Below are 25,924 nucleotides of genomic sequence, written 5' to 3' on the forward strand. Positions count from 1 at the left end.
GGGGGCGATGAGGCCAGGTCAGGCAACGAAGATTTGCTGCCGGGCCAGAAAGCCTTTGTGGCGAGGGAGCTTGCTCCCGCTGGGGCGCGAAGCGGCCCTAAAACCTGACAACCCAGTGTGTCAGGCAAGTTGAGTTCGACTGCCTTGGGTCTGCTGCGCAGCCCAGCGGGAGCAAGCTCCCTCGCCACATAGGCAGTGGCCTGTCAGATCCGCCCGGGTAGCGTTCCGGGCAGGGGTGCGATGAGGCCAGGTCAGGCAACGAAGATTTGCTGCCGGGCCAGAAAGCCTTTGTGGCGAGGGGCTACGGACGAATCTCGATCATGGTGCCATCCGGCACCAGGTTCCAGACTTCGCGCATATCCACGTTGCGCATGGCAATACAGCCATCGGTCCAGTCCAAGGTGTGGAACAATTGTTCAGGGTTTTCTTCTGAGTCCGGCGTGCCGTGGATCATGATCATGCCCCCCGGCTCCACGCCTTCGCGGCGGGCGCGGGCGGCGTCGGCGATGTTGGGGTAGGAGATGTGCATCGACAGGTAAAAGCGATCGCTGGTCTTGCGCCAGTCGATCCAGTAGAAACCCTCGGGGGTGCGTTTGTCGCCTTCGATCAGCTTGGGCCCTTTCTTGGCGCCTTTGCCCAGGGAAATACGATAGGTCTTGAGCGGCTTGCCGTCGTTGATCAATTGCAATTGATGGGCGGACTTGAGCACCAGCACTTTTTCGATGGGCTTGCCGTTATAAGTGCCTACGGCAGAGGCCTGGGACACGGCGGTAAACGACAAGCAGAACAGGACAAGCAACCAACGCATTGAAACGATATCCCTAAAGGTGTCGCGGCTATATGGGTTTTGTCAGGTATTGGCAGGCTGGGCCAGTGGCGGAATCGATTCGGATCGCACCGGGTAATCCTCGGCTTGGCGGTCCGCATAGAAATATTCCAGGGTGTGGCCCACCGTGCGGAACGCCAGTTCATCCCAGGGAATGTCCGCTTCTTCGAACAGTTTCACTTCCAGGCTTTCGGGCCCAGCGGCGAAATCTTCGTCCACCAGCTCGGCGCGGAAGAATACATGCACTTGGCTGATGTGCGGTACGTCAATCAGCGTATAGATGCTTAAATTTCGCACCCGCGCGCAGGCTTCTTCAGCGGTTTCGCGCACGGCGGCCTGTTCGACCGTCTCGCCGTTTTCCATGAAGCCCGCCGGCAGCGTCCAGTAACCGCGCCGCGGCTCGATGGCGCGCCGGCACAACAAGACCTTGCTGCCCCAGGTGGGTACGCAACCGGCCACAATGTTGGGGTTCTGGTAATGGATGGTGTCGCAGGTGTCGCAAACAAAGCGCAGGCGCGAGTCGCCTTCGGGTATGCGCTGGGTCACCGGGTTACCGCACTGGCTGCAGAATTTCATGCTTGGATTCCTGAATGCTGCGCCTATCTTGGCGTGCGTGGGCCGGTGCGGCAAGTTGTCGTTTCGCGACACAACGCGGTGCGGGGGTTGGGCCGCTTGAATGATTGGTGCATGATGCAAGGTAGCGAATAAATCGAGAAGTCTCATGCTGGACGAGCTACTGCATCGAGTAAGCAACCATACCCCACGTGACCTGCAGGCCGACCGACGTTTCCCTGAAGCTGCCGTGCTGGTGCCGATCACCCGCAGTGACGAACCGGAGCTGGTCCTGACCCTGCGCGCCAGTGGGCTCTCGACCCATGGCGGCGAGGTGGCGTTCCCCGGCGGGCGCCGCGACCCGGAAGACCCGGACCTGATTTTCACCGCCCTGCGCGAAGCCGAGGAAGAAATCGGCCTGCCCCCCGGCCTGGTGGAAGTGATCGGCCCGCTCAGCCCGTTGATCTCCCTGCATGGGATCAAGGTCACGCCTTATGTCGGGGTGATTCCGGACTACGTCGAATATCAGGCCAACGATGCCGAGATCGCCGCGGTGTTCAGCGTGCCGCTGGAGTTTTTCCGCAAGGATCCCCGCGAGCACACGCACCGTATCGATTACCAGGGCTGCAGTTGGTACGTGCCCAGCTACCGCTTTGGTGAATACAAGATCTGGGGCCTGACGGCGATCATGATCGTCGAGCTGGTCAACCTGTTGTTCGACGCGGGTATCGACCTGCACAAACCGCCCAAGAGCTTCATCAATACCTGATGCCCAGAGGATCCTCATGAAATACCGCTTGGGCGATGCCCGTGTCGAAACCCACCCACAAAGCTGGGTCGCGCCCAACGCCACGCTGGTGGGCAAGGTCCGCCTCGAAGAGGGCGCCAGCGTGTGGTTCAACGCCGTGCTGCGCGGCGACAACGAACTGATCCTGATCGGCAAGCACAGCAATGTGCAGGACGGCACAGTGATGCACACCGACATGGGCTTCCCGTTGACCATCGGCACCGGCGTGACCATCGGCCACAACGCCATGCTCCATGGCTGCACGGTGGGCGACTACAGTCTCATCGGCATCAACGCGGTGATTCTCAACGGCGCGAAAATCGGCAAGAACTGCATCATTGGCGCCAACTCGCTGATCGGCGAAGGCAAGGAGATCCCCGACGGGTCCCTGGTGATGGGCTCGCCCGGCAAGGTGGTGCGGGAATTGACCGAAGCCCAGAAGAAAATGCTCGAGGCCAGCGCGGCCCACTACGTTCATAACGCCCAACGCTATGCGCGCGATCTGGCCGAGCAGGAACAATGAGCACGCCCGAACGCCCGGTTCGCTCGCCCTGCGTGAATGTCTGCGCGCTGGACGAGGACGACATCTGCACCGGCTGCCAGCGCACCGTGACGGAAATCACCCGCTGGAGCCGGATGGACAATGACGAGCGGCGCGGCGTCTTGGCGTTGTGTCATGAACGGGCCAAGGCCAGTGGGTTGGTGTGGATGTTGCCTGCACGGCCTTGATATCTATTTGTGTACACACCCCCTGTGGCGAGGGAGCTTGCTCCCGCTGGGCTGCGAAGCAGCCCCAATAACACTCTGGCAACTCGGTGCGGCTGGCAGATCCGAGGGGGGCTGCTGCGCAGCCCAGCGGGAGCAAGCTCCCTCGCCACAAAGATATTTCACACGGCTTTAGATGGCCGCCGCCCCAACCACCGATCCAACCCCACCACCGCCAGCGCAATCCCGACAAACCCCAACCAAATCCCCCCGGCATTGATGAACACCTGTGGATAACCCAGGTTCGCCACGTCGATGAAAGGGTAGGGGTAAGCCGCCAGTAAATCCCCCCGTAGCAACACATAGCCGAAATACACCAAGGGATAGATCACCCAAAGCCCGATGTGGCCCAGGCGCAAAGTGCCTTTGGGCACCCACAGCCACCAATAGATGAGGTACAGCAGCGGCACCACGTCGTGCAGCAACTCGTCGGCCACGAACTGCCAGCCTCCGGGTTGCCACAGGTGTCGCAACAGCAGGTTATAGGCGAGGCTGACCAGGGCGATGCTGACGGCGATGCCGCTGCGAACACTGGGCAGCAGGAACCAGCGGCGGGCGCTGGATTCGCGTGGGGTCAGCTCCCACGTCAGCACCACCGCCACCAGCGTATTGGTCAGCACAGTGAAGAAGCTGAAAAAGTTCACCAGCCCGCCCAGTAGGCTGGCACCCAACGTCCAGCGGCCGATCAGGATCAGGTACAGCTGAATGCTCAAGCCCGCCCAACCCAGCAGCGCCGCGACCGACACGAAACGCTGGCGCAGCGTGAGGCGACGAGCGACGCCCGTGTCCATGGCTCAAACCGGCCGTTTAGTGCGCATCAATTTGATGTACAGGCGCTCGACCTTCTCCCGTGCCCACGGCGTCTTGCGCAGGAAGGTCAGGCTCGACTTGATGCTCGGGTCGCTCTTGAAGCAACGAATATCGATGCGTTCGGCCAGGCCCGACCACTCGTAATGCTGCACCAGCGTGTTGAGGATCTGCTCCAGCGTCACGCCGTGCAGCGGGTTGTTGTTCGGTTCGGTCATGGGAGGCCTTCGGGCGAAAAGGGGGTAAAGCCGCGCACCTTAGCCGAGGTGCCGTTGTGGTGGAAGCATAGCCTTCGCCGTCGCCTCGCAGACCGTTGCCCTGTGGGGGCGCACTGTTACCGAATCCGAGATGATCCATGTCAGTAAAAACGCTTTCTCTATTGGAAACAGAACTTTATCCTTGCGCCGCTTGCTGAAACGTTTCTTTGGCCGGGCTAGAGCTGTTTTACAGCACTTCAATTTCCAGGCAAGACAGCGCTGTCCTGTGGGAGCGGGCTTGCTCGCGAAAGCGGTTTTTCCATTCAGCCCTTGGTTGACTGATCCGACGCATTCGCGAGCAAGCCCGCTCCCACAGGGACGCTGCCAACCGAATTTGCTTTTTTCAACTGAACCATGCCCGCGCAGGATCGTCATCTAAAGTGACTACCTGCGGGGACTCTTTAAACATCACGGAGAACACACTATGAGCGCTGAGGGTGCTTTGAGTCGAAGCCGTCTGCTACCGAGCTTGCTCGGCATTCTGCTTCTATTGATGGGCCTGGCCCTGCTGGCCGGGGGTGTCAAGCTGAGCACGCTTGGCGGTTCGTGGTATTACCTGCTGGCCGGTATCGGCCTGGCGCTGACTGGCGTGCTGCTGATCATGGCCCGTCGCGCGGCCCTGGGCCTGTACGCGCTGGTGCTGTTCGCCAGCACCGTGTGGGCCTTATGGGAAGTGGGCCTGGACTGGTGGCAACTGGTGCCGCGCCTGGCAATGTTGTTTGCCCTCGGCATCGTCCTGTTGTTGCCGTGGTTCCGCCGTCCGCTGCTGACCACCGATGCCTCGCCCATGGGCACCCGTGCCCTGGGCGCCGCCGTGGTGATTGCCGGTATCGCCGCACTGGCCAGCCAATTCACCAACCCGGGTGAAATCAAAGGCCAACTGGACCGCGACGCCGTGCCAGGCATGACCAACACCGCACCGGCCATGCAGGACGGTGACTGGAATTCCTATGGCCGCAGCGCCCACGGCGACCGTTACTCGCCGCTGGCGCAGATCACCCCGCAAAACGTCAGCAAGCTGAAAGAAGCCTGGACGTTCCGCACCGGCGATCTGCCAGGGCCGAACGACCCGGGCGAGACCACGGCGGAAAACACCCCGCTGAAGGTCAACGGCATGCTTTACGTATGCACGCCCCACAGCCAGGTAATTGCCCTGGAGCCGGAAACCGGCAAGGAAATCTGGCGTTTCGATCCGAAACTTTCCACGCAAAAAGCGGAAAACTTCAAGGGTTGGGCCCACATGACCTGCCGTGGCGTGAGCTATCACGATGACGCCGTGTACGCCTCGGCCGAACAGAGCCCGACCGGCACCGCCAGCACCACGCCGGCCAGCACCGTATGCCCTCGGCGGATCTTCCTGCCGACCGCCGACACGCGCCTGATCGCCCTCAATGCCGACACTGGCAAGATGTGCGAAGACTTCGGCGACAAAGGCCAGATCGACCTGAGCGCCAACATCGGCGGCTTCACGGCCGGTGGCTACTACTCCACCTCGCCACCGGCGGTGACCCAGAATCTGGTAGTCATCGGCGGCCACGTCACCGATAACGTCTCCACCGACGAGCCAAGCGGTGTGATCCGCGCCTACGACGTGCACACCGGCAAGCTGGTATGGAATTGGGACAGCGGCAACCCGGACGACACCACGCCGATTGCCGAAGGCCAGACCTACACCCGCAACTCGCCGAACATGTGGTCCATGTTCAGCGTCGATGAAAAACTCGGCATGCTCTACCTGCCGATGGGCAACCAGACCCCTGACCAGTTCGGCGGCCTGCGCACTCCGGAGTCGGAAAAATATTCCGCCGGCCTGACTGCCCTGGACATCGCCACCGGCAAGGTGCGCTGGTACTTCCAGTTCACTCACCACGACCTGTGGGACATGGACGTGGGCGGTCAACCGACCCTGATGGACATGAAGACCGCCGACGGCGTCAAACCGGCAGTACTGGCATCGACCAAGCAGGGCAGCATCTACGTGCTGGACCGCAGCAATGGCCAGCCGATCATCCCGATCAAGGAAATCCCGGTGCCGCAAGGCGCGGTGGAAGGCGATCACACCTCGCCGACCCAACCGATGTCCGACCTGAACTTCGTGCCGCCGGTCCTCAAGGAACGCGACATGTGGGGCGTGACCCCGTTCGACCAGATGCTGTGCCGGATCGACTTCAAGTCGCTGCGCTATGACGGCATGTTCACGCCGCCGTCGCTGCAAGGCTCGATTGTCTACCCGGGCAACTTCGGTGTGTTCGATTGGGGTGGCATCTCGGTTGACCCCGTGCGCCAGATTGCCTTCGTCAACCCGAGCTACATGGCGTTCAAGTCCAAGCTCGTGCCGGCGACAGAAGTGGCCGGTGGCCCGGGTCGCAAGAGCGAAACCGAAGGCGTGCAGCCAAACAAGGGCGCGCCCTATGGCGTGATCCTCGAAGCGTTGCTCTCGCCCATGGGCCTGCCTTGCCAGGCGCCGGCCTGGGGTTACGTGGCGGCGGTGGACCTGACCAACAACAAGACCCTGTGGAAGCACAAGAACGGCACCGTGCGTGACAGTTCGCCGGTACCGATCCCGCTGAGCATGGGCGTGCCGAGCCTCGGTGGTACGTTCACCACGGCCGGCGGCCTGGCGTTCCTCAGCGGTACGCTTGACCAGTACCTGCGCGCCTATGATGTGAAAAACGGCAAGCAACTGTGGGAAGGCCGCCTGCCAGCCGGCGCCCAGACCACGCCGATGACCTACACCGGCAAGGACGGCAAGCAATATGTGCTGGTCGTCGCCGGCGGCCACGGTTCCCTGGGCACCAAGCAGGGTGACTATGTGATCGCCTACAAACTGCCGGATTAAGCCCGACCGGCACCCATAAAAAAGGCGACACCTTTGCGGGTGTCGCCTTTTTTATGGCTTCAATTTCACATAGCGTGGCGAGGGAGCTTGCTCTGCTTTCGTGGCGAGGGAGCTTGCTCCCGCTGGGCTGCGCAGCAGCCCCCTGGATTTTCCAGACACACAGAGTCGCCTGGGAATATTTGAGGCCGCTGCGCGCCCCAGCGGGAGCAAGCTCCCTCGCCACGGGGGGTGTGCCAGCCTTACAACTCGATCTTCACCGCCTGCGAAGCCCGGGTTGCCTTGGCGCGGGCGGTTTCGATGGATTCGTCGCGGGCCAGGGCCACGCCCAGGCGACGCTGGCCGTTGACTTCCGGTTTGCCGAACAGGCGCAGGGCAGTGTCCGGTTCGCTCAGGGCGGCGCCGAGGTTGGCGAAAGCGGTCTGGGTCGACTGGCCTTCCACCAGGATCACCGCCGAAGCCGAAGGCCCGAACTGACGTATCAACGGGATCGGCAGGCCGAGAATCGCGCGGGCGTGCAGGGCGAACTGCGACAGGTCCTGGGAAATCAGCGTCACCAGGCCAGTGTCGTGGGGGCGTGGCGAAACTTCGCTGAACCACACCTGGTCACCCTTGATGAACAGCTCGACGCCAAACAGGCCACGACCACCCAGGGCCTCGGTCACCGCTTTGGCGACGCGCTCGGATTCAGCCAGGGCTACCGGGCTCATGGCCTGGGGCTGCCAGGATTCCTGATAGTCGCCTTTCTCCTGACGGTGGCCGACCGGCGCGCAGAAGGTGGTGCCGCCAATATGACGCACGGTGAGCAAGGTGATTTCATAATCGAAATCGATAAAACCTTCGATGATCACCCGGCCCTTGCCGGCCCGGCCGCCTTCCTGGGCGTAATCCCAGGCTTTCTGCACGTCATCGACGCTGCGCAGCAGGCTCTGGCCCTTGCCCGATGAACTCATCACCGGCTTGACCACGCACGGGAAACCCAGGGTCTCGACGGCCGTGCGGTAGTCTTCGACGGTGTCGGCGAAGAAATATGGCGAAGTCGGCAGACCCAGCTCTTCAGCGGCCAGGCGACGGATGCCTTCACGGTTCATGGTCAGCTGCGCGGCGCGGGCGGTGGGGATCACGGTGAAGCCTTCGGCCTCCAGTTCCACCAGGGTCGCGGTGGCGATGGCTTCGATTTCCGGCACGATGAAGTGCGGCTTCTCGGCCTCGATCACGGCACGCAGGGCGGCGCCGTCGAGCATGTTGATCACATGGCTGCGGTGGGCCACTTGCATGGCCGGCGCGTTGGCGTAGCGATCCACGGCAATCACTTCAACGCCCAGGCGTTGCAGTTCGATCACCACTTCCTTGCCCAGCTCACCGCTGCCACACAACAAAACGCGGGTCGCGGTGGGCGACAATGGAGTTCCGATACGGGTCATCTGAAGGTCCTCAAACAGGAGCGGATCATCGAGGGGCGCGCGCCGGGCGAGCTTCCCATGGGAGAAAGCGCGGCATTTTACATGAACCGCGGGGTTTGGCTTCAGCTGGCGACGGTTTGCTTGCGTAAACGCCAGGCCATGATCAGCCAGACAGCCGTGACCCCGGCGAATTTCGAGGCCAGGGCGGTGATCACCACGGCCGGCGTCAGGGCGTCGATCAGGCCGAAGAAAATGAACGTATCCAGGGGAATGCTCAAGGCCGAGCTGATCCACAGCCGGTCATGCAACGGGCGTTTGGTGATGGTGAACACCAGCCAGTCGATGCACTCCGACACGGCGAACGCGGTGGCGCTGGCCAAGGCAATGGTCGGGTCCGACGTGGCGTAGGACAACACCAGCGCCGCCAGCATCGCCGCGATGGCGCCATGGCCGAAGCGGGTCTGCACCATGTCCCGCAGGATAAACACCAGCCCACCCCACGCCGACCAGATGATGTCCAGGTGCGGTGCGGCGGAAAACGCGAAGTTGATCAGCACGACGCTGCTGATGTAGGCGATCAGGAAGAGCATGGGGTGGGGATCTCTGGTGGGGTGTCGGGTAAAACTCTCAAGGGCAACGATAGCCCCCGTGGCGAGGGAGCTTGCTCCCGCTGGGCCGCGAAGCGGCCCCAAATCCAGGCAACTCGGTGGATCAGGTTGATTGAGTGGCTTTGAGAGGGGGCTGCTGCGCAGCCCAGCGGGAGCAAGCTCCCTCGCCACGGGGCTTGTGTTCAGCCAATAGGGGCCAGAACACCGTCCGTCAATCCTCCTCGCTACCCTCCGCCTTCCAATACCCCACAGCCTTCACGAAATCCTGATCCAAGCCTTTCTCCTCCAGCAACACCTTGCGAATCTGCCGCGACACCTTGCTTTCGGTCGCAACCCAGGCGTACAGCTTGCCGTCGGGGATATCCAACTGTTGCACGGTGGTCAGCAGGTTGTTCTGGCGGCCTTCGCGCAACACCCAGATCACTTGCAACTGCGCCGGGCTCTTGAGGACCTGCTGCTCGGCGCCGTTTTCCACTTTCACCACCACCAGGGCACGCCGGTTCGGCGCCAGGCCTTCGAGGCGGCGGGCGATGGCGGGCAGGGCGGTTTCGTCGCCGATCAGCAGGTAACTGTCGAAAATGTCCGGCACGACCATCGAGCCCCGTGGCCCGGCGATATACAGGTATTGCCCGGGCGCCGCCTGGGCTGCCCAGGTCGAGGCAGGGCCATCGCCGTGGAGCACGAAATCGATGACCAGCTCCAGGCTGTCCAGGTCATAGCTGCGCGGGGTGTAGTCGCGCATTTCCGGCATCGGACCCTGGGCCTTGCCGGCGCTGGGGTTGAAATTTTCCAGGGCGGCGTGTTCCTCGGCGCTCTGCGGGAACAGCAGCTTCACGTGATCATCCGTGCCCAGGCTGACGAACCCGGCCAGTTCCGACCCGCCGACGGTGATGCGGCGCATGCGCGGGGTCAGGTCTTGCACCCGCAGCACTTGCAGGCGGCGACGCTTGATCTCGTGGTTGACGCGGTGAATGGTATTTGGATCGACATCAGTCATTGGCTTGACTCCGAAACAGAAGGGCGATCGGCCCCGTCGATGATGGCTTTGGCGGTGTCGTTGAGCAGGTCGCAGACCCTCAGGACTTCTTCCGGGCTCCAGCAACCCGGGTGCTGTTGCAACGCATGCCGCAGGTTATACACCGCTTCGTGGATCTGCGGTGGACGGTCATGGCCCTGCAACATGCGCTTGCTGGCCTCGATGCGCACCCACATCTCATCCAGTGCGGCGGCTTGTGCTTCAAGGAATAGACGTCCGGCGTCGGTCACGCTGTAGGACTTTTTACCACTTTCCGTGCTACCGCTGATCATTGCCGTCATTTCCAGAAAGCTCAGGGTCGGATAAATCACCCCGGGGCTGGGGCTGTAGGCGCCGTCGAACATGCCCTCGATCCGGCGGATCAGGTCATAGCCGTGGCAAGGCTGTTCGGCAATCAATGCCAACAACAGCAATTTCAAATCGCCGGAGGCGAAGACACGTGGTCCGCGGCTGCCACGCTCACGGCCAGCCGGGCGTTGTTCAAAACCATCCTGATCGTGTTTGGCATGCAAGTAAGGGGCTCTCATAGGCTGTTCTCCGTTCGGCATAAGCTAGCACTTAGATGTATCTTTTTATTTGGCGATATGTCTTTGGCGCTCGATTAAATCTGCAACTAAGATATATCGAGCGTTGCGTCGCACTATTTGTAATTAAGTAAGACCTTACCTGAATGTTACATGCATGCGGATGATGGGATTTTCGCCTTTTTCTCTTGACTTTGATCAAGGCCGCGGCGGGCCTGGCTATGTGGGTTTTTTCTTACATCCAAACTAATTTTTAATAAAATTGCGAAGAATTTTCCTCAACTCGCGTGCTGGTTTTACTACGCGCCTGTGGGAATCTGCCTGCTTTTTTTTAGTTGAAGAGAGCCGATCATGCCCCGGCGTTGAAGGGGCAGGCCAAGTGGTTGTTGGGCTGCAACTTCAACCCTTCTCTTTATGCTAAGAACAGGTGTTAACAACATGCTCAAACAACTCGTATCCGGTACTGCTCTGGTTGCTGCTGCCCTGGCTTCTTCGGCGGCGTTCGCCGTCGACGATGCTCGGTCCTCGATCCACATCACCGCGAACATCCCGACGCTGCAGTTCCATGTACAGCCGCGTGACCCGAACTTCGGTAAGGATGAAGTCATGAGCTACAACCTGGTCGCGGGCACATTGACTTCCCTGCGCCAGACCTTCGACGTGAAAAACACCAACGGCTCGGTCCATGCCTACATCGAGGGTGGCCCGGCAGCGCTGTACAACGGCCGTGACGCCATCGCCCTGACCACCAAGTTCAACGGCATCACCCTGACTGCATCCCCTCAGGAAGTGGTGGATGACGCAACCTCCACGCCAGGTACCCAGGCTGACATGACCATCGTTGCGGACAAGCCCCTGGATACCCAGAACGGCCTGTACACCGCCGACATGACCGTGATCTTCGACGCCGTGCCGCGCCCTTGATGCCGCTCGATGCCCGGTGAGTTTCACCTCATTGCCTGGGCATTGCCGCAGGCCGTCCGGCGCTCCCCCGCCGGGCGGTCCGCACCTGAAACGCCCTGATCGTTCGTTGATTATGAGAATCCGTTGATGTTTCCGATGACACCCATCGCGGGTGCCCTCGCGCTATGTTTGTGCGCGAGTGCATTGGCTGCGCCGACTGCCCCCGGTACCACGCCCAGGAGCCTGCTTGCCCAGGCCAAGGGGTTGCCGGCTGAGTTTGAATCGCACTTTTTCGATGTGCCTTTGGCGGTTCGTGTTGAACTCAATCAACAGTATCTCGGTGAAGCCATGGTGGTCTTGACGCGGGATGATCGTATTACCCTGCTCGAATTCACCGACACCCAGGACAGCGCGATAAAAGCTGTCGATCGCGAGCAATGGGAACAGCATCTCAAGCAAGGACAAAGGCTGGGCGCCTGCGAAAGCAACTGCCCGTCCGGGCTGCTGGCGGTGCACTACAGTCTGGAAAATTCATTGGTGTCGATCCTGACCAGGGACGTGGAGCGAGCCTACGAAACCAAGCGTTACCACGATCAGCCGGAAGGCGGCAGCCTCGGCCTGATCTTCAACAACCAACTGAATATCAATGGTGGCCAGGAACAGGACACGGGCGGGCGTTATGGCCTCAACGCCATGTCCAGCGTCGGCAACTGGAGCCAGTCACTGGACCTCCAGCTTTCGCGTCTTGGCGGCCCGGACGACAAGCTGTACCACGCCGTCCATGAGCTTTACACCCAACGAGAGATGGAAGGCAGTTTTTTCCGCCTGGGTTATTTCACCCCCAGCTCCGATGGCTTGAACCGTCAGATCCGTTCGTTCGGCGCCAACCCGGACACCGCCCTCGGGGTGATGTACGGCAGCTCCGACAGTCTGGTGCTGGACAATCCCAAGCCCAGCGTCTACCCCATTTATGTCACCGCCAACCGCCAGGCTTCGGTGGAGATTTATCGCAACGGCCTGCTGATCAACAGCCAGGCAGTCAGCGCCGGCTTGCAGAGCCTGGACACGCGACCCTTGCCCGGTGGCATTTATGAAGTGGAAGTGCGGTTGATCGAGGACGGGCAGACCACCGCCACCAGCCAGGAGCTGGTCTACAAACCCAATAACTGGAGCAACTCGGAGGACCGCTGGCGCTACAACCTGTTCGCCGGGCGCGAAACCAGGCTCTGGAGCAACTGGGAAGACCAGCCTTCGGGTTTCACCACGGCGGGTGTGGGCCTCAATTATTTGCTGCATCCCCGGGTGATCCTGGGCGCTTCCACGCGCCAGGTGCAGGACAAAGTGCAAGTGGGCACCTCGGTGGACTGGACGCTCGCCAGCAACACCAGCCTGTACGCCAACGTCTATCAGACCCAGCAGTACGGCACCGGCATGGACGTGCAAGGCCTTTACAGCTATGGCCATGGCAGCGTCGTGGCGAGCCACAACCGTAGCTGGCTGGACACCCGCAACACCTATGAAACCCGACCGGACGGCACGCGCATTCGCCAGCGCAACGTGTTCGTCGGCCAAACCAGCAACTCCTCGTTGTCGATCAACCATCGCTTGAGCAACAAGACTTCCATCAATGGACGGCTGGCCTACAGCGAAGGCAATGTCCAGGGCACCGGGCTCGACCTGGGCTGGACCCAGCGCGGCAAGCTGCGCGGCAGCGATGCCAACTGGCGGCTGTCGCTGTTCGACCGCCCCGGGACTTCGAGTACCGACGACCGACGCAACCGCGGCGTCGACCTGAGCGTCAGTGTCGCGTTGGGCGGACCGGGCGAGTACTGGTCGGGCAGCATCGGCAGTCGCACATCACGGGACGGCGACCGCGACCACAATGCCTCTGTGACCTATCGCCGAGACCTGCAGGACCACGTCTTGCAGAGTGTCTCCGCCACGGCACTGGCCGACACCTATGGCGTGGGCCTGTCCAGCCTCGCCAGTTTCATGACCGACTCGCTGTACGGCGACGGTTTCGTCCAGCGCTCCTCTTATAACGACAACCTTACCGGCGGCTTGAACCTGAGCAGCACCGTGGCCGTCGGCGGGCAGAAAACCGCCTTCACCGGCCAGCCCCAAGGGCGCGGCGCGGGCCTGATCGTCGACGTGGAAACCGACCTGGACGATGTCGCCCTGCGTGCCGACGACTTGACCGGTGGCAGCACGGCATTGCGCCCGGGCCGCAACTTCATCCCCATCACCGCCTACAAGAACAGCATGGTGACCTTCGACTTCGACGGCGTGCATCCGCCAGCGGCGAATATCGAGCCGGCACGGACCCGTTATCACCTGAACAAGGGTGGCGTGGACTACCGCAAGATCCAGGTGATGAAAACCGTGACCGTGCTTGGACGCCTGGTGGACGAACACGGCGAGCCGCTTCGGGGCCATCACGTGATCAACCACGCCAGTCGCGGCGTCAGCGAGGCGGACGGGTTCTTCTCCATGGAAATGAACGCCGGCTCGCCCACCCTGGAAGTGCGTTACGGCAGTGAATTGTTCTGCCGGTTCCGCCTCGACCCGGACAACGCCGATCGCGAAGGCGATGTGTTGATGATCGGTGATTTGCGGTGCACGCCGGACACGTTGGCGGATAACTCATTGGGCGAGGCCGGCAAGGACCAGCAGCGCTCCTGATTCCTGATGTGTCGTGGGGAGCAAGGTGCGCGCCCCACGTGAAGGTTCTTTCTCCAATTTGCAGGGATTCGCTTTGATGTATGAGGTTGTATAGATGAAACCTTTATCGGTGGCCGTGCGCAGCGTGGTTTCGGTGCTGTTGTTTGCCTCGCTCGTTGCTGGTTCGCCAGTGGCTCATGCGTTGACGCAGGATATCAGTGCGATTTTTCGGCCTGATCCTTCGAAACCTATGGAGAACAAGTTCACCAATACCACGCCAGTTAGCGGGTTTTGCGCATCTAAGCCGTCGGAGTGCAGGGCCGCAGGAATTTTCAGCATTCTATTGCATGTCTCTGCCAATGCGATCGGCCCTATCCAGGCGGGTCATGAAGACCCTCGGCAAGGTGCGATGTTTAAAGTGCCTGCCAATTGGCGCCCGGTACAAGTTACTCATGTGGGTACGGGCGAAACAGAGGTTGTTGAAGTGCGCTGGGCCGGTGTGGGATGGCAACAATTTTTCCCCGAGAGTGATGTGGTCCAATTGGTCGGTGGAGATGTGAGTAGTTACAGAGCCCACCAGATGTTATGGACCGGTCGTGATTGGTTGTATGCGCCTGCGCCGTGTCAAAACACCGGAATCGCACGCTATACCGATAGGACCTACTCTTTTTTCTGGAAAACGCCGACGGAGGGCGTATGTGCGAAAAGGGCCAATTATCTGATCCCTCAGGGAAGCATGAGATACATCTATCTGGACTTCGCTTACGAGCTGCGCACACCCAACCCATTGAAGATGTCGTCCGGCCAATACACCGGGTCGCTGACCTATAGCGTTGGTCCGGGGCAGGACGTTGACATGGGCGACGTGATGATCCCCACCGATTCGGCTATCACGCTCAACTTCAAGCTTGACGTCGAACACACCCTCAAAATCGAAATCCCCCCCGGCGGCAATCGCGTCGAATTGGTCCCCCAAGGTGGCTGGCAAGCCTGGTTGAACCAGGGCCAAAAACCGACCCAGCTGTTCCGCGACCAGCGCTTCCATATCTCCGCTTCCTCACGTTTCAAGATGGGGCTCGAATGCCAATACGTCAGCGGCAATACCTGCGCGATCACCGAAACAGGCACCGGTCATTCAGTGCCAGTGGACGTCAGCGTCAGCCTGCCCGATGGCCTGACTGACGCCGCCGGACAACCGGTCAACCGTCGCCGCCTGTTGCGTGACGGCAGTGGCACCGAACTGTTCCAGCCGGGCTTCTATGTCGATCGCCGGCCGGGAATGCTGCACTTCGAAGTTGGCCGCAGCCAGGTCGAAGCGATGCTGGACAGTGGGGCCAAGGACTATAGCGGCAACGTCACGGTGATCTGGGATTCGGAAGTTTGAAATCTTCAACGGATGTTTTCGTCGCCACGATTCGCGCTCTTGCAGGAGATTGCATAGATGGAACTTTCGAGAAAATTGGCAAGGGGCATGGCTGCGGCTGTTTGTCTGGCCGGCTTGCCGGCCGCCAGCGCCGCTAGCCTGGACATCACTGCGCAGTTCAGAGCGGACAGCGCAAAGCCCCAAGAGAATAAGTTCGTCAATACCACTCGAAACAGCGGTTATTGCGAGCAATTTGTCGTGTTGTGCCAGTCGGCGGGGATGTTCAGCCTGTTTATGGGCGTCGGTGCTTCAGGGGGGCCGATCCAGGCCAATCATGAAGATGTCCGGCAAGGTGCGATGCTCAAGGTACCGGCCAATTGGCGTCCGGTACAGGTGATCCATTCAGGTACCGGCCATACCGAAACGCTTGAGCTGCGCGTAGTCGGGTTAGGCGGGGCGATCGGGCTGACGCCCGGCCCGGCTGACATAGTCGGTGGCGGCGTGAGTAATGAAACCGCCTATAACATGATCTTCGGCTCGACTTGGTGGCAGGCCCCGGCGCCCTGTGTGAGGCAGGGGGCCACCCTTTCCCACGCGTGGTTCTTCTGGAAGACGCCGGTAGAAGACGCATGCGCTAAACCAGCCCGGTATCTGATTCCGCGATTCGAGTATCAGGGCTTGAGCTTTGCCTATGAGCTGCGCACGCCCAATCCTTTGAAAATGGCCGGCGGCCAGTACCGAGGCTCGCTGACGTTCGGCATCGGGCCGGGCCAGGATTTTGACTTCGGTGACGTCGTGCTCCCCAATGATTCGGCGCTCACGCTCAACTTCACCCTGGATGTCGAACATGTCCTCAAGGTTGAAATTCCACCGGGAGGAAACCGGGTGGAGTTGGAACCTCGCGAGGGCTGGCAAGCCTGGTTGAGCAACGGCAGCAAACCGACGGTGCTGTTTCGCGATCATCAGTTCCATATCTCGACGTCTTCGCCTTTCACGATGAGACTTGAGTGTCGATACATGGCCGGCACCGAGTGCGGTGTAACCGCGCCGGGTTCGGCTATCTATTACCCGGTGGATGTCTATGTGACGCTGCCCGACGGCTTGACCAATCCCAATGGGACACCGGTCAACCGCCGAACGGTGCCTGTCGCGGGCTTTTCCAATCCTGTTCGATTTCTCCCGCTCAGGTACATCGATCGCAAGCCCGCAACCCTGCATTTCCAGATCCGCAGCAGCAGTGTCGCGGCGATGCTCGATCGCGCGCCCGACACCTATACCGGCGCTGTCACGGTGATCTGGGATTCAGAAGTTTAAGTGGCGTGCCGTGGGGCAGTCTTCAGTGAGTTGCGTTTAATACATGAGGTTAAGAGAAGTGATGAAGCATCTAGTGGCATGGGTTGGTTTTCTTCTGTTCGGCAGCATGGCCCTCGCCGGGCCGCAGATTGGTGTCGGGGTGGTCTACGACTATCTGGACGGCGACAAAAGCACCTACATGAAGCGGGTATTCAACGGCGGAACCTCCACGGCGTTCGTCAAGGTCAACATCCTCGAAATCGTTTACAACGAGGACGGCAGCTACCAGGAATTGCCCCTGGAGAACCAGGCCGGGGCCACCTCCAAGGATGGCCTGATGGCCAGCCCGGCGCGCCTGATCGTGCCGGCCAACGGCATGCAGGGCACCCGGTTGCTGTTCATGGGCAACCGCGACAAGGAGCGTTATTTCCGAGTGCGTTTCGTGCCGGTGGTGCCGGAAGCCGAAGACGAATTTGCCGTCAGTGCCGAGGAGCGTGAAGCGTACAAGAAAGAACGCGTGGCAGCGGGGGTCAAGGTCCTGGCCGGCTACGGCACGGTGTTTTTCGTGCGGCCCAAGGACACCCGTTTCGACACTGTGATCGATGACAGCGCCAATCGCTACGTGATGCGCAACAACGGCAACAGCGTCGTGGTGATCGATGAGTTCAAGGACTGCGAGGCGAAGAAAGAAACCGATTGCCGCCCGACCACCAAGCACCACGTCATGGCCGGTCGCACGTTTTCCTTCGACAAGGAGTCGGGCCGCGAATACCGCTTCACGCTGATCGAGGGCGGCAAGAGCAAAGCCGTCGAGATCAAGGGTTGACGGCTGCCGCCGCCGAACCGTCGCAGACGCCACAGGTAATCAAAATGTCCAAGCCATTGCTACACCCCCTCGCGTTGACCGCCCTGATGCTGCCCTGGGTCTCGGCCTGGGCAGCGGTCGAGCGGGAAACGTTCGAACTCCACGTGACCATCCCGACGGTGGATTTTTATGTGCTGCCCCTCGACCCGCAACTGGTCCAGCGCGAGCAACGCTTGCCGTTCAGTTCCATTACCAGCGAGCTCAGCCCGCTGCGGGCGACCTACGAGGTGAAAAACACCACCGGTGCCATCGGCGCGCGCTTGGCCGAGGAGGCTTATTTATCCAACGGCCGTGAGCGGATCGACTTGAAGGTGAAGTTCAACAACGTCGAACTGAACCTGGACTCGACCCAGGTCGTGACGGCCCTCGAAGCCAGGCCCGGCCGCCATGTGCCCCTGGAAATCGCCGCGATCAAGCCCGACGACGGGTACAGGTCGGGTGATTACTACGGCACGGTGCACATGGTGTTCGACGCCCTAGCGCCGTGAGTCTCCACAAGAGCCCGGTAGCTTTCAGAGTGGGTAATCCCCCGCATTGATGAGCGGGTTGGAGGGGGAGCTACTTAATTCACAAGAACTGGTGTCATGGGCTGGCGGATTAGTTGACTGACTGACCGGCTTTTGTGGCGAGGGAGCTTGCTCCCGCTCGGCTGCGCAGCAGACGCAAAGATGGCAAGTCAGAAGTTTCCATCTGGTTGGAAAAGCGGGGGCGGCTTCGCCACCCAGCGGGAGCAAGCTCCCTCGCCACGGGGGAGTTTGCATTTCGTTTTATTACTCAGAAGAGGTGTCAAGCGATGTTAAAAAAAGTGGTGCCCGTAACAGCCTTGGTTGTTGCAGTCCTAAGTCCTTCATGGGCATTAGCGACCGATGATGCACGAACATCCATCCACATCACCGCGAACATTCCAAACAAGCAGTTCCATGTGCAGCCCCGCAATCCGGATTTCGGCAGGGACGAATACATGCATTACGATCCGGTGAACAATACGCTGAGTTACGTGCGCCAGATCTTCGATGTAAAGAATACCGACGGCTCGGTCCATGCTTACATTCAGGAGGGCAGCGCTTATCTGAACAATGGCCGGATTGATATTCCATTGGCTGTGCTGTTCAACGGCGTCTACCTCAATGGAATGCCTCAAGAGGTAGTGGACGACGCCACGTCCACGCCTGGCACTCAGGTCGAGATGGTCATTCGCCCGACGGCCATGCCGGTCAATCGCTATGGGGGCGTGTACACCAGCCAATTCACCGTGATTTACGATGCCGTTCCACGGGTATCAGCCCTGTAGCGCGTAGTGCCACGGGGGAATATCCACTTCGTTTTATTACTTATAAGAAGATCGAGCATGTTTAATAAAATAGTGTCTGCAACTGCTCTGGTTGTTGCGATCCTGAACCCTTCGTGGGTGTTGGCAGCTGATGATGCACGCGCAGCCATCCATATCACGGCGAATATTCCGAATAAGCAGTTTCATGTGATGCCACGGGATCCGGAGTTTGGTAAGAACGAGTTTATGCATTACAACCCTGTGACCAAAAAGTTGTCCCCGGTGCGCCAAATTTTCGATGTGAAGAATACTGACGGTTCGGTTCATGCTTACGTTGAAGGAAACTCCTGGCTGCATGGCAAATATTCGATTCCCGTTGTAGTCGTGTTCAACAACGTCTTGCTACATCAGTTACCGCAGGAGGTGGTGGATGACGCCACGTCCACGCCCGGTACGACAGCTGAGATGCATATCTTCGCGCCGTTCCCGATTACTCCCAGCCTGTCCGGTTTGTACACCGGGAATTTCACCGTGGTCTTCGATGCGGTCCCTCGGGTTAGCCTGTAACTCACCGTGCCACGGGGAGTCTCCACTTCGTTTTATTACTAAAAGAAGAATTCAGCATGTTTAAAAAAATAATGTCCGTAACAGCCTTGGCCGTTGCAGCCCTGAGCCCTTCGTTTGTGTGGGCGGCTGACGATGCGCTCGCCTCCATCCATATCACGGCGAACATTCCGAACAAGCAGTTCCACGTGCAACCACGCAATCCGGATTTTGGTAAAGATGAGTACATGTATTACAACACCGTAACCTATGACTTGAGCAGCATACGCCAGACCTTTGATGTGAAGAATACCGATGGCTCGGTTCATGCCTATCTTGATGGACGTTCTGTTTTGTCTAACGGTAGCGTGCTCATACCGCTGCGTGTCTTGTTCAACGACGTATTGTTGAGCGAGGTGCCTCAAGAAGTAGTGGATGACGCCACATCCACCCCAGGAACCCAGGTGGAGATGTTTATCCATGCGAGTCATTGGCCCATCCCTCGCACGCCTGGCCTGTACACCGGGAACTTCACCGTCATCTTCGATGCGGTACCCCGTGTAACCCTCTGACTTTGTGTGGCGAGGGAGCTTGCTCCCGCTGGGCTGCAAAGCAGCCCCCTCGAGGGCCACTCAATCATCCTGAACCACCGCGTCGCCAGGTTTTAGGGCCGCTGCGCGCCCCAGCGGGAGCAAGCTCCCTCGCCACATGTGTCTGCCCCTCTCACTGCTGTAATTCATTGCCGAGCCACCAACGGCTTGCACTGTGTATGGCTATCCGGTTGCAAGTAGGGCGACAGAAACGGCGCCATGCCCTTGAGCACTTGCACCGGCAGGGCCGAGGTGAATTTGAAGTTCTGCGCCGACACCCCTGGGACATAGGCGGTCAGGGTGCCGAAATGACTGTCTCCGATGTAGAACACAAAGGTGGCGGTGCGGTTGATCGATTTGGAGCTGAGGATGCGGCCACCCGCGCCGATGGCTTCGATGCGGTTGTCGCCGGTGCCGGTCTTGCCGCCCATGGCCAGCGGTGTGCCGTCGGCCAGTTTGAAACTGCCGGCCACGCGTTTCGCGGTGCCGGCATCCACCACTTGGGACAGCGCCCCGCGCAGGGCCTGGGCCACTTCCACCGGCATCACGCGCTTGCCGTTGTCCGGGTTGCTGACCAGTCGCGTTTCGTAGGGCGTATCGACGGCAAAGTCCAGGCTGTCGACGCGCAGCGCCGGTTGGCGGATGCCGTCGTTGAGAATGGTGCCCACCAATTCTGCAAGCGCCGCCGGACGGTCGCCGGAGCTGCCGATGGCGGTGGCCAGTGACGGCACCAGGTGGTCGAACGGGTAGCCGACTTTCTGCCAGCGCTGATGGATATCGAGGAACGCTTCGATTTCCAGCATGGTACGGATGCGACTGTCGCGGGCGCTCTTGTGCCGGCTCTTGAACAGCCAGCTGTAGACCTCCTGACGCTCGAACTCGCTGGCCTTGACGATCTGGCTGAACTTGGCGTCGGGGTGGTTCAGCAGGTAACCCATCAACCACAAATCCAGCGGGTGGACCTTGGCGATGAAGCCTTGGTCGGGCAGGTCATAGGCGCCGGGACCGTAGCTCTGGTAGAGCCGTTCCAGGCGTTCATCGGTAAGTTTTTCGGCGCTCTTGGCCGATTTCAGGTGCGAGCGCACGAAGCGGTTGAAACTTTCCTGGCTGTCGTTGGGAAAGAAATAGCGGTGCACGGCGGCCAGGCGGATTGCCGTGGGGTGCATGCTGTCGAGGAAGGTTTCGAGGCGTTGGCCGGTGTCTTTTTTCTGGTATTTCTTCCAGAACTTGAGCAGGAACGAGGTGCCTTCGCGGTCGGCGAATTGGGCCAGGTATTCCTGGCGGCGCGGGTCCTTGTCGTCCTTGAGCAACTCGGCGCTGTTGCTGGGGCCGGCGTAGGTGGCGTAGCGCACCAGGTCGCGCATCAGGCGGATGAACGGCAGGTTGATCGACTCGCGCAGGGCGTCGCGCAGGGTTGGGTTGCGGCCGTTGTCCTCGCTGCGGAAGTTGTGGAAAGTGTGCAGCCCGCCACCGGTAAAAAACGCCTCGCCGGGGCTGGCGGAATAGGTACGGTCCAGTGCGGCTTCGAGCATTTTCGGCAGGCTGCGGTCGGTGTTCTGGATCAGGTAGTCGACGGCCCAGCGAGAGAGGCGGTCCTGTTCGGCGATCTCGGCTTTCTTCAGTTGCGCCGGGGTCTGCTGGCCGTAACGATCGTGAAGCTCGGCGATGATCTGCAGGTACGTGGTCAGTACCCGCAACTTGGCGGTGGAACCCAATTCCAGTTTGCTGCCTTCATTGATATCGAAGGGTTGGTCGGTGCTGTCGGTTTGTACTCGCACGCGGGAGCCGTCGGGGGTCAGCTCCAGCAGGGTGAAGCTGTAGCGCACCTGGGTGGTGCTGGTGGGCGTCAGCAGGCGTTCCCCCATCAGGCCGATCTCGGCGGCGAACGCCGGGTCGGCCAAACGCTTGAGGTACTCGGTGGCCTGGGCCTGCAAGTCGCTTTGCAAGGTGCTGGTGGCGGAGAGGTCCAGGCGATCGAGGTCGTACAGCGGCCGGTTGAGCAGCGTGGCGAGGCGGCTGCGGGCGGCGCTGATGCCTTTGTTGGTTTCGATGGGTTGGATGGTGGGTTGCTGCACCCAGTCGCGGTAACTGACTTTACTCGCCAGGGTCGCTTCGGCCAGGGCGGCATCGATGACGCCGTTTTGCGCCAATAGGCGGACGTGGCTGTCGGTCAGGCGCGCCAGTTCGTCGCGGCCCTTGGACAGGTAATGGGACGGGCGGCGCTGGGCGATCATCAACGAGAGCATCTCGCGCAGGGCCAGGCCTTTGTCCGCAAGGCTCTTGGGATCAGTCGCGGTGCTGGACAGTTGTTCGTTGGCCCGGTTGAAATCAGCGCCGTACCAGACCCGCAAGCCTTCCGCCATGCCATGCACTTCACCATGCCCGGGCACGGCGGAGAGCGGCACGCTGTTGAGGTAGTCGCGGATGACCCGTTGCCGTGCCTCGAGGGTCTGCGGGCCGGCCTGATAAGCGCGCACGCTGGCGGAGATCATCTGGCGGATTTTCTCCGCGCCCGACACGGTGAGGCCTTCGGGGGAGTGACGGTATTTTTCCAGTTGTGTCGCCAAGGTACTGCCACCGGCGGATTGCCCCGGCAAACTCAGCAACTTGGCCACCTGCGACCACGCCGCCATGCCGAAGCGCGGCCAGTCCACCGCGGGGTTTGCCAAGGGTTGCTTGGGGTCGAGCAGGAAGCGGTTCTCGATGAACAACAGGCTTTGCACCACCACCGGCGGGATCGCGTCGAAATTGGCGTACAGCTGCTGCGGGTACTTGAACTGATACACCGGTGCGGCGCGGCAGTCAGTGATGGTCAACCCCGCCTGGATCTTTTCGGCGTAGGGCACGAACAGGCCTTTCTTGACGTAATCCATCAGGGCCGGTGAGAAACGGGCCTGGGCCTGGATGACGTAGTCGCGTTTGAGCAAACGCGGCAAAAACTCCCCCAGCGAGCTGTAGCCCAACCGCCGATCGAACGGGCCAGCACCCGGGTAGACGATGGCATCGCTGGGCCCTGGCTGCACCGAATAGCTCAGTGACGCGGCGTACTTGCTGATCTCCCGGGCCTGGAACCGCGACGTGCGCATTTCCTTGGCCACCGCCAGGCCGACCACCACCGCGATGATCAGCAACAACAACCAGAACGCCCGCCAGCCATGCCGAGCGCGGCGAGTTTTTTTAGGTAAAGGCGCTTCTTCCATACGTTCAGTCGGGACCACAGGTTTATTCGAATCGGTTTGCCACAAAGCGCCCATAGTCGACTGATCCATTAAGCAGATTGATCGGACTTGCTTGAAGCTTAGACGGTGGTTGGCGTGGGGGAGGGGAAATTGTGGGCGGATGTCATTGCCGGTCTGGCTGACTGATTAGCTGAATGGCTGAATGATTAACTGACTGACTGGCTTTTGTGGCGAGGGAGCTTGCTCCCGCTCGGCTGCGCAGCAGACGCAACCGGTGCATGGCTGAAGCGTTTGTTGTGGGTGGGAAAGCGGGGGCGGTGGTTTCAAATAGCGATTAGGTCCATGCAGTATCCCAGTGGGGGTAATCGCCAATATGTTCCACCAGCCCAGCGCGAACAGGATTGTCGGTGATGTAGTCGGCAGCGGGGCGAAGGGATTGGTTATCGCGGATGGCGCAATCGTGGAAGCCGCTTTGCCAGAAGGCACCGTTTCTGTTCATGGCTCGATTGATTGCAAGCGTGCTGCGAGATTTGATGATCTGCATGACCTGAGAGAGCTGGGCTCGTTCCAGTTGCACCAGCCAATGTAGATGGTCGGGCATCACAACCCAGGCGAGCGAGTTGACCAGACCTTGCTCATGAGCCAGACGCATTTCTGCAATCAACAAGCGACCCAGTCGCAGGTCTTCGAAAATAGGCACGCGTTGATGAACGATCGTAGTGACGAGGTAACCTCGCCCACGCTCCGAAGAGCGTCCACGACGCAGCCGATGAGAGTTTGGACGTAGCGGACGCATTCCTTGGCTTCCTGTGGTTGGGGTGTCCATTTACGGTAGCTTCGTCCATGACAATCCGATGCGCTGATGACTGAGCGACTTTTCCGAAAACACTGTAGTACCCGTGGCGAGGGAGCTTGCTCCCGCTGGGCGGCGAAGCCGCCCCTGCTTTTCCATCCGTTGAAAATTGAGGGCTGCCATTTTTGCGGCTGCTGTGCAGCCGAGCGGGAGCAAGCTCCCTCGCCACAAGGGCAGTTGTGTCTGTGAGGCCCGTGCTAGAGCCATCCATCCCTCCCCAGGCATGACGCTGCACCCTCGCTGTGCAATACTCGGCGCCGTAATACAAAGAGGCTGAATCCAAGGTAATGCATCTTCAGAACCCCAGTTACTGTTGAAGCTATCCCTGAATTTCCCCGCTTTTATAGTGAATCTCTCTATCCCTGGCTTTTTATACTGCACGTCCCGCTGATCCTTAGGCTGTTGTTCCAAAGGACGGCCTGTCCACGAGACAGGTCCGGTTTCGGCAAGGTGGCAGGCTTACCGGCCTGCGGCTTTGGAGACCCGGTGGTCAATCCAATAACAAGACGAGGTTGTATCCCTATGCCTGTCGGCAATCATCTGCGCCATGGCGAGACCGCTCAGGGTGGTCCGCTCAAACGTGAACTCGGCGAGCGGCATATCCGCCTGATGGCCCTCGGCGCCTGCATCGGTGTCGGGCTGTTCCTCGGTTCGGCCAAGGCCATCGAAATGGCCGGCCCGGCGATCATGCTGTCCTACATCATTGGCGGCCTGGCCATCCTGGTGATCATGCGCGCCCTCGGTGAAATGGCCGTGCACAACCCCGTGGCCGGTTCGTTCAGCCGTTACGCCCAGGACTACCTCGGCCCGCTGGCCGGCTTCCTGACCGGCTGGAACTACTGGTTCCTGTGGCTGGTAACGTGCGTGGCGGAAATCACGGCGGTGGCGGTGTACATGGGCATCTGGTTCCCCGACGTCCCCCGCTGGATCTGGGCGCTGGCCGCACTGGTCAGCATGGGCTCGATCAACCTGATCGCAGTCAAGGCCTTCGGTGAATTCGAATTCTGGTTCGCCCTGATCAAGATCGTGACCATCATCGCCATGGTCATCGGCGGCGTCGGCATCATCGCCTTCGGGTTCGGCAACGACGGCGTGGCCCTGGGCATTTCCAACCTCTGGACCCACGGTGGCTTCATGCCCAACGGCGTACAGGGCGTGTTGATGTCCCTGCAAATGGTCATGTTCGCCTACCTGGGCGTGGAAATGATCGGCCTCACCGCCGGCGAGGCGAAGAACCCTCAGAAAACCATCCCCAATGCCATCGGCTCGGTGTTCTGGCGGATCCTGCTGTTCTACGTCGGCGCGCTGTTCGTGATCCTGTCGATCTACCCATGGAACGAGATCGGCACCCAAGGCAGCCCGTTCGTGATGACTTTCGAGCGCCTGGGCATCAAGACCGCCGCCGGCATCATCAACTTCGTGGTGATCACCGCTGCGCTGTCATCCTGCAACGGTGGCATCTTCAGCACCGGACGGATGCTCTACAGCCTGGCGCAGAACGGCCAGGCCCCAGCCGGCTTCGCCAAGACCTCAACCAACGGCGTCCCGCGCCGCGCCTTGCTGCTGTCCATCGCCGCCCTGCTGTTGGGCGTACTGCTCAACTACCTGGTGCCGGAGAAAGTCTTCGTCTGGGTGACCTCCATCGCCACCTTCGGCGCGATCTGGACCTGGGTCATGATCCTGCTGGCCCAACTCAAATTCCGCAAAAGCCTGAGCGCTTCGGAACGGGCGGCGCTGAAATATCGCATGTGGCTGTACCCGGTCAGCTCGTACCTGGCGCTGGCATTTTTGGTGCTGGTGGTGGGCCTGATGGCGTACTTCCCCGATACGCGCGTGGCGTTGTATGTCGGCCCGGCGTTCCTCGTATTGCTGACTGCACTGTTCTATATCTTCAAGTTGCAGCCAACCGGCGAAACCCGAAGCTCGGTGCGGTCAGTGTCGTAAATTAACCGCGATGTAAAAAGAGAGCCCCAGTCAGTGACTGGGGCTTTTTTATTGAACTG

24 protein-coding genes are annotated in these 25,924 nt (G+C 60.4%); 14 read left to right on the forward strand and 10 right to left on the reverse strand.

What is annotated here, in order from left to right:
- Positions 1-301: 301 nt before the first annotated feature.
- Positions 302-808 carry a murein L,D-transpeptidase family protein gene (locus AD663_RS04840; RefSeq protein ID WP_003178398.1) on the reverse strand — a complete coding sequence of 169 codons (507 nt, stop codon included), beginning with the start codon at positions 806-808 and terminating at the stop codon, positions 302-304.
- A gap of 42 nt (positions 809-850) precedes the next feature.
- Positions 851-1,402 carry an NUDIX hydrolase gene (locus AD663_RS04845; protein WP_053213361.1) on the reverse strand — a complete coding sequence of 184 codons (552 nt, stop codon included), beginning with the start codon at positions 1,400-1,402 and terminating at the stop codon, positions 851-853.
- A 145-nt stretch (positions 1,403-1,547) separates the two neighbouring features.
- Here AD663_RS04845 and AD663_RS04850 point away from each other — a divergent pair, with 145 nt between their 5' ends.
- The 3 genes from AD663_RS04850 to AD663_RS04860 are packed head-to-tail and all read left to right on the forward strand — an operon-like array spanning position 1,548 to position 2,894.
- A complete protein-coding gene (locus tag AD663_RS04850; protein ID WP_003178402.1) occupies positions 1,548-2,147 on the forward strand; it encodes a CoA pyrophosphatase in 600 nt (199 codons plus the stop codon).
- A 16-nt stretch (positions 2,148-2,163) separates the two neighbouring features.
- A complete protein-coding gene (locus AD663_RS04855) occupies positions 2,164-2,688 on the forward strand; it encodes a gamma carbonic anhydrase family protein (protein ID WP_003178404.1) in 525 nt (174 codons plus the stop codon).
- Positions 2,685-2,894, forward strand: a complete 210-nt coding sequence (locus AD663_RS04860) for a DUF1289 domain-containing protein (RefSeq protein ID WP_003178406.1) — start codon at positions 2,685-2,687, stop codon at positions 2,892-2,894. Before AD663_RS04855 ends, AD663_RS04860 begins: the two co-directional genes overlap by 4 nt.
- Before the next feature lie 158 nt (positions 2,895-3,052).
- Here the strand turns inward: AD663_RS04860 and AD663_RS04865 are convergent, their stop codons facing one another.
- Together AD663_RS04865 and AD663_RS04870 are read right to left on the reverse strand one after the other, a co-directional pair.
- Positions 3,053-3,721, reverse strand: coding sequence for a Pr6Pr family membrane protein (locus AD663_RS04865; RefSeq protein ID WP_003178408.1), 669 nt, complete (start codon positions 3,719-3,721; stop codon positions 3,053-3,055).
- Positions 3,722-3,724: 3 nt separating this feature from the next.
- On the reverse strand, positions 3,725-3,955 hold the full coding sequence (locus tag AD663_RS04870) for a VF530 family DNA-binding protein (RefSeq protein WP_003178410.1): 231 nt from the start codon (positions 3,953-3,955) through the stop codon (positions 3,725-3,727).
- Between the two features lie 463 nt (positions 3,956-4,418).
- Here AD663_RS04870 and AD663_RS04875 point away from each other — a divergent pair, with 463 nt between their 5' ends.
- Positions 4,419-6,833, forward strand: coding sequence for a glucose/quinate/shikimate family membrane-bound PQQ-dependent dehydrogenase (locus AD663_RS04875; RefSeq protein WP_003178411.1), 2,415 nt, complete (start codon positions 4,419-4,421; stop codon positions 6,831-6,833).
- A 239-nt stretch (positions 6,834-7,072) separates the two neighbouring features.
- Here the strand turns inward: AD663_RS04875 and purT are convergent, their stop codons facing one another.
- The 4 genes from purT to AD663_RS04895 form a co-directional block, all read right to left on the reverse strand.
- Positions 7,073-8,254: a formate-dependent phosphoribosylglycinamide formyltransferase gene (gene purT, locus AD663_RS04880; RefSeq protein ID WP_003178413.1), complete on the reverse strand. Its 1,182-nt coding sequence runs from the start codon at positions 8,252-8,254 to the stop codon at positions 7,073-7,075.
- Positions 8,255-8,355: 101 nt separating this feature from the next.
- On the reverse strand, positions 8,356-8,823 hold the full coding sequence (locus AD663_RS04885) for a hypothetical protein (protein WP_003178415.1): 468 nt from the start codon (positions 8,821-8,823) through the stop codon (positions 8,356-8,358).
- Between the two features lie 229 nt (positions 8,824-9,052).
- The gene (locus AD663_RS04890; RefSeq protein WP_003178417.1) at positions 9,053-9,838 is read right to left on the reverse strand and encodes a siderophore-interacting protein; all 786 of its coding nucleotides are present in this window, start codon (positions 9,836-9,838) and stop codon (positions 9,053-9,055) included.
- On the reverse strand, positions 9,835-10,404 hold the full coding sequence (locus tag AD663_RS04895; protein ID WP_003178419.1) for a PadR family transcriptional regulator: 570 nt from the start codon (positions 10,402-10,404) through the stop codon (positions 9,835-9,837). The genes AD663_RS04890 and AD663_RS04895 overlap by 4 nt, the downstream gene beginning before the upstream one ends.
- A gap of 435 nt (positions 10,405-10,839) precedes the next feature.
- Between AD663_RS04895 and AD663_RS04900 the strand changes: the two genes are divergently transcribed.
- From AD663_RS04900 to AD663_RS04940, 9 genes are all read left to right on the forward strand, one after another.
- The gene (locus AD663_RS04900; protein WP_003178420.1) at positions 10,840-11,325 is read left to right on the forward strand and encodes a CS1 type fimbrial major subunit; all 486 of its coding nucleotides are present in this window, start codon (positions 10,840-10,842) and stop codon (positions 11,323-11,325) included.
- A 126-nt stretch (positions 11,326-11,451) separates the two neighbouring features.
- Positions 11,452-13,986 (forward strand): CS1-pili formation C-terminal domain-containing protein, encoded by a 2,535-nt coding sequence (locus AD663_RS04905; RefSeq protein WP_053213362.1) that lies wholly within the window; start codon positions 11,452-11,454, stop codon positions 13,984-13,986.
- Between the two features lie 94 nt (positions 13,987-14,080).
- Positions 14,081-15,349: a hypothetical protein gene (locus AD663_RS04910; RefSeq protein WP_053213363.1), complete on the forward strand. Its 1,269-nt coding sequence runs from the start codon at positions 14,081-14,083 to the stop codon at positions 15,347-15,349.
- Positions 15,350-15,406: 57 nt separating this feature from the next.
- Entirely contained in the window at positions 15,407-16,642 is a 1,236-nt protein-coding gene (locus tag AD663_RS04915; protein ID WP_053213364.1) for a hypothetical protein, read from the forward strand.
- Positions 16,643-16,703: 61 nt separating this feature from the next.
- On the forward strand, positions 16,704-17,447 hold the full coding sequence (locus tag AD663_RS04920) for a pilus assembly protein (RefSeq protein WP_033045923.1): 744 nt from the start codon (positions 16,704-16,706) through the stop codon (positions 17,445-17,447).
- A 44-nt stretch (positions 17,448-17,491) separates the two neighbouring features.
- Positions 17,492-17,974 (forward strand): CS1 type fimbrial major subunit, encoded by a 483-nt coding sequence (locus AD663_RS04925; RefSeq protein WP_003178429.1) that lies wholly within the window; start codon positions 17,492-17,494, stop codon positions 17,972-17,974.
- A gap of 434 nt (positions 17,975-18,408) precedes the next feature.
- Positions 18,409-18,777 (forward strand): adhesin, encoded by a 369-nt coding sequence (locus AD663_RS04930; protein ID WP_256217157.1) that lies wholly within the window; start codon positions 18,409-18,411, stop codon positions 18,775-18,777.
- Positions 18,778-18,834: 57 nt separating this feature from the next.
- Entirely contained in the window at positions 18,835-19,323 is a 489-nt protein-coding gene (locus AD663_RS04935) for a hypothetical protein (protein ID WP_033045924.1), read from the forward strand.
- Positions 19,324-19,379: 56 nt separating this feature from the next.
- Positions 19,380-19,871: a CS1 type fimbrial major subunit gene (locus AD663_RS04940; RefSeq protein WP_053213366.1), complete on the forward strand. Its 492-nt coding sequence runs from the start codon at positions 19,380-19,382 to the stop codon at positions 19,869-19,871.
- 164 nt (positions 19,872-20,035) lie between these two features.
- Here AD663_RS04940 and AD663_RS04945 read toward each other — a convergent pair whose 3' ends face one another.
- A complete protein-coding gene (locus tag AD663_RS04945; RefSeq protein ID WP_053213367.1) occupies positions 20,036-23,143 on the reverse strand; it encodes a transglycosylase domain-containing protein in 3,108 nt (1,035 codons plus the stop codon).
- Positions 23,144-23,402: 259 nt separating this feature from the next.
- Entirely contained in the window at positions 23,403-23,864 is a 462-nt protein-coding gene (locus tag AD663_RS04950) for a transposase (protein WP_003178440.1), read from the reverse strand.
- A gap of 579 nt (positions 23,865-24,443) precedes the next feature.
- Between AD663_RS04950 and AD663_RS04955 the strand changes: the two genes are divergently transcribed.
- Complete coding sequence (locus AD663_RS04955; RefSeq protein ID WP_003178442.1) at positions 24,444-25,865, forward strand: amino acid permease; 1,422 nt, start codon at positions 24,444-24,446, stop codon at positions 25,863-25,865.
- Positions 25,866-25,924 lie beyond the last annotated feature (59 nt).

The sequence above is a fragment of the Pseudomonas sp. Q12-87 genome, assembly GCF_001269755.1.
GTDB classification, from domain to species: Bacteria; Pseudomonadota; Gammaproteobacteria; order Pseudomonadales; family Pseudomonadaceae; genus Aquipseudomonas; species Aquipseudomonas fluorescens_S.

Coding starts and splice junctions, on each gene's coding strand:
- AD663_RS04890 (WP_003178417.1), bottom strand. CDS start 9,838: ATGACTGATGTCGATCCAAATACCATTCACCGCGTCAACCACGAGATC.
- AD663_RS04885 (WP_003178415.1), bottom strand. CDS start 8,823: ATGCTCTTCCTGATCGCCTACATCAGCAGCGTCGTGCTGATCAACTTC.
- AD663_RS04860 (WP_003178406.1), top strand. CDS start 2,685: ATGAGCACGCCCGAACGCCCGGTTCGCTCGCCCTGCGTGAATGTCTGC.
- AD663_RS04855 (WP_003178404.1), top strand. CDS start 2,164: ATGAAATACCGCTTGGGCGATGCCCGTGTCGAAACCCACCCACAAAGC.
- AD663_RS04925 (WP_003178429.1), top strand. CDS start 17,492: ATGTCCAAGCCATTGCTACACCCCCTCGCGTTGACCGCCCTGATGCTG.
- AD663_RS04920 (WP_033045923.1), top strand. CDS start 16,704: ATGAAGCATCTAGTGGCATGGGTTGGTTTTCTTCTGTTCGGCAGCATG.
- AD663_RS04845 (WP_053213361.1), bottom strand. CDS start 1,402: ATGAAATTCTGCAGCCAGTGCGGTAACCCGGTGACCCAGCGCATACCC.
- AD663_RS04870 (WP_003178410.1), bottom strand. CDS start 3,955: ATGACCGAACCGAACAACAACCCGCTGCACGGCGTGACGCTGGAGCAG.
- AD663_RS04840 (WP_003178398.1), bottom strand. CDS start 808: ATGCGTTGGTTGCTTGTCCTGTTCTGCTTGTCGTTTACCGCCGTGTCC.
- AD663_RS04955 (WP_003178442.1), top strand. CDS start 24,444: ATGCCTGTCGGCAATCATCTGCGCCATGGCGAGACCGCTCAGGGTGGT.
- AD663_RS04900 (WP_003178420.1), top strand. CDS start 10,840: ATGCTCAAACAACTCGTATCCGGTACTGCTCTGGTTGCTGCTGCCCTG.
- AD663_RS04865 (WP_003178408.1), bottom strand. CDS start 3,721: ATGGACACGGGCGTCGCTCGTCGCCTCACGCTGCGCCAGCGTTTCGTG.
- AD663_RS04950 (WP_003178440.1), bottom strand. CDS start 23,864: ATGCGTCCGCTACGTCCAAACTCTCATCGGCTGCGTCGTGGACGCTCT.
- purT (WP_003178413.1), bottom strand. CDS start 8,254: ATGACCCGTATCGGAACTCCATTGTCGCCCACCGCGACCCGCGTTTTG.
- AD663_RS04875 (WP_003178411.1), top strand. CDS start 4,419: ATGAGCGCTGAGGGTGCTTTGAGTCGAAGCCGTCTGCTACCGAGCTTG.
- AD663_RS04910 (WP_053213363.1), top strand. CDS start 14,081: ATGAAACCTTTATCGGTGGCCGTGCGCAGCGTGGTTTCGGTGCTGTTG.
- AD663_RS04895 (WP_003178419.1), bottom strand. CDS start 10,404: ATGAGAGCCCCTTACTTGCATGCCAAACACGATCAGGATGGTTTTGAA.
- AD663_RS04905 (WP_053213362.1), top strand. CDS start 11,452: ATGTTTCCGATGACACCCATCGCGGGTGCCCTCGCGCTATGTTTGTGC.
- AD663_RS04940 (WP_053213366.1), top strand. CDS start 19,380: ATGTTTAAAAAAATAATGTCCGTAACAGCCTTGGCCGTTGCAGCCCTG.
- AD663_RS04935 (WP_033045924.1), top strand. CDS start 18,835: ATGTTTAATAAAATAGTGTCTGCAACTGCTCTGGTTGTTGCGATCCTG.
- AD663_RS04945 (WP_053213367.1), bottom strand. CDS start 23,143: ATGGGCGCTTTGTGGCAAACCGATTCGAATAAACCTGTGGTCCCGACT.
- AD663_RS04850 (WP_003178402.1), top strand. CDS start 1,548: ATGCTGGACGAGCTACTGCATCGAGTAAGCAACCATACCCCACGTGAC.
- AD663_RS04915 (WP_053213364.1), top strand. CDS start 15,407: ATGGAACTTTCGAGAAAATTGGCAAGGGGCATGGCTGCGGCTGTTTGT.